The 2,332-nt window shown below is 60.6% G+C and carries 6 protein-coding genes; all 6 read right to left on the reverse strand.

Annotation, left to right across the window (positions count from 1 at the left end; all coding sequences use genetic code 11):
• Positions 1-335 (reverse strand): phBC6A51 family helix-turn-helix protein (locus ACH2EH_RS02320; RefSeq protein ID WP_395138503.1); only part of this gene is annotated, 335 nt, incomplete at its 3' end.
• Between the two features lie 11 nt (positions 336-346).
• Entirely contained in the window at positions 347-805 is a 459-nt protein-coding gene (locus ACH2EH_RS02325; RefSeq protein ID WP_395138505.1) for a hypothetical protein, read from the reverse strand.
• Positions 806-830: 25 nt separating this feature from the next.
• Positions 831-1,511 carry a hypothetical protein gene (locus ACH2EH_RS02330; protein WP_395138507.1) on the reverse strand — a complete coding sequence of 227 codons (681 nt, stop codon included), beginning with the start codon at positions 1,509-1,511 and terminating at the stop codon, positions 831-833.
• Complete coding sequence (locus tag ACH2EH_RS02335; protein WP_395138510.1) at positions 1,508-1,729, reverse strand: hypothetical protein; 222 nt, start codon at positions 1,727-1,729, stop codon at positions 1,508-1,510. The genes ACH2EH_RS02330 and ACH2EH_RS02335 overlap by 4 nt, the downstream gene beginning before the upstream one ends.
• Complete coding sequence (locus ACH2EH_RS02340) at positions 1,726-2,142, reverse strand: hypothetical protein (RefSeq protein WP_395138514.1); 417 nt, start codon at positions 2,140-2,142, stop codon at positions 1,726-1,728. Before ACH2EH_RS02340 ends, ACH2EH_RS02335 begins: the two co-directional genes overlap by 4 nt.
• Positions 2,135-2,332, reverse strand: a 198-nt coding sequence (locus tag ACH2EH_RS02345) for a hypothetical protein (RefSeq protein ID WP_395138517.1), incomplete at its 5' end; no start/stop codon positions are given. The genes ACH2EH_RS02340 and ACH2EH_RS02345, both read right to left, overlap by 8 nt.

Here is a 2,332-nt window from a genome sequence, read left to right on the forward strand (position 1 = left end):
CTAAGCGCCTCACGTGCCTTGGATCGCTCTTGGAGAACCTGCTGCGCCTTCGCCCCGATAATCGCCTCCAAGCGGTTCACGTTGCGATTCAGGAGCGCCAGGCGCTTGTCTACTCGGCAGTAGCCCGAGTGCATGATCTGGTGGGTGATCTGTGCAACATGCTCCACTCTGCGGATTTCAAACTCCGGGGACTGCCTCCAGTTATGAAGTTGCCTCCGCGTGATCTTAACTTGTTCGGCGATCTGCTCATCCGTCAGATCATCCTCAGCCACCAACCGGGCAGCTCGCTCCATACGCGCGTTGGCAAGAGGTTGCGATGTGAAATTTTGTGACATTTCAGAGGCCATCACCGTCCTCCCTTTGGTTGACTTGCCCGTGCCAGCCCTTGGAGGATCGCGGCCTTAAGAGCGGGTATGGCTTCCCCCTGAATCACCACAGGAGCTTCCTGGTCGGGGTCAATCGTTGGACGCTCGATCAGCTCCTGGAGAAACCTCTCGCACTGCCTGATGTCGGAATCCTCCAGCCGCTCGCGCTTCTCGACGCGCTTCTCGGCCCGCTTAGGGTCGTACTGAGCGACATCGGGGACAAACCGGACTCCGCACTCATCGGCAACGAACCTACCGAACTGCCGCCGCCACGAGAGCTTTTTGCGCCCCTTGCCGTAGGAGTTGGCCCGGGAGGGAAAACATTTAGAGACAATTAAGCCTTTACTAGCACTCTTTTTCGTGCAGTCAGCGGCTGGACCGCCTCTATGTTCCTGCGTCGGTGCAGGTGTATTTCCGCCATTGTATTCTAAGCTTTTCATTTTGTCAAACTCCTTTTTGTGGAACTTAGGTTTGCATCTCATCATCCCACCACCCATCGAGGCGCAGGAGTCTGTCTAGCACCGTCACGCCAAGCCGAACGTCCTCGTGGGCATCGTGGCCCGCTCCAACCCTCCCCGCAATGCCCAGGCGCTCCATGAGCGGATCGAGGGAGACACTTCCCACCCCATCGGCCTTTCGGGGCAGCTCCAGCCTCCCCTGCGTCACGAGCTTCTCCGCAAGATAGCGGGTGCAGTTCCAGCGAGCGTCCCGCCCCGCCAGAGCGCAGACTGAGAGGTTTGTGGTAGCGAGCTGGTGACCGCTCGCTTTGTGCCAGCCGGGGTGGTAGCGATCACAGGCGGCGGAAAGAAAGCCCCTGTCGAAGTCGGCGTTATGTGCCCAGATTGGTAATTGCCAAATTTGCCCCTCGTTCCAGAGCCAGTAGGACAGATCGCCTAGGGCGTCTTTCTCCAGGACTCTTGGGCTGGCCCAGAGGCTGGCGCGGGTGATGCCCTGTACTTGGAGCGCCTTGTCGGTGACGATAAGCGCCGGGATGGGACAGATGCTCGCGTAGAAGCTCTCTATCTCAGGCTCTTGGTCTGGGTAAAGCACGAAGCTCCCCACACAGATGCTTGTGAGTGCGTGGAGCTGGGGGTCAAGCCCGCCCGTCTCGGTGTCAACATAAAGCCCCGTGATAGTCTTTCTCATAATTTGTCGCCAATCCCCTCTAGGCTCAGGACTTCGTCGGTGTCCGGGATATGCGTCAGCCCCGCCGCAAGCAGCGCCCGGACGATTCGCTCCTGGCGTTCTACGAGGGATAGATACTTCTTGCTCAGATTCTCGATGTCCGCCTGGACCAGTGCGGCGAGCTGCGCCCGCTTGTTACGGTCGGGCTCGGCGATCATCCGGCGAAGCTGTGCGTTCACGACTTCCCTCCGATCTCGCGGGCTTTGGTGATCGCCAGTGCCCACCGCTCCGGTGTCATGCTGGGCCGATCAGATCGCACCCCGCAGAGCAGCTCGTTGGCGAAGCGGGCCACCTCCACCTCGTCGAACAGGTTTCGTCCGCCCGCGTCGGTGCCAATGGGCTTCAGACTCGCGTCGGTTTGTCCGTGGTGGCGAGCCTGTGCGATAAAGGCCAACATACCCGGATTGATGCTGTAGCCACGATTTGAAGCCGGACACGCGAAATCGGCAACGGCTAGAGCAAGCGCGGCAAAGTGGGCGATCTCGGCGGGGCTCTTACCCTCGACGAGGTGCGCCGAGAACTCAATCAGAGGCTTTGTCGGTGGCGGGGGAGCTGGCTCTGGTGCGTCGAAGTCGAAGGAGAGGTTATCCACGTGGGGCCTCCATCGCCACAACGCCCTGCCACCACTTGGCAAGCTCCAGCATGGCCTTGCGAATGGGCGCTCCGGCCTCTGTGGTCTGCCACACACCCGCGCTAGGTGCGCCGCGCACCGTATCGCCCTTGCCGTGCTCCTGGACCAGCGCAGAGGCCTCAGCGGCCAAATCTCGCCACTTCTGAGCCTC

The organism is Armatimonas sp. (genome assembly GCF_043760365.1).
Classification (GTDB): Bacteria; Armatimonadota; Armatimonadia; order Armatimonadales; family Armatimonadaceae; genus Armatimonas.

Bases quoted from the DNA above. Each gene is read 5' to 3' on its own strand.
- ACH2EH_RS02330 (WP_395138507.1), bottom strand. From the start codon at position 1,511: ATGAGAAAGACTATCACGGGGCTTTATGTTGACACCGAGACGGGCGGG.
- ACH2EH_RS02325 (WP_395138505.1), bottom strand. From the start codon at position 805: ATGAAAAGCTTAGAATACAATGGCGGAAATACACCTGCACCGACGCAG.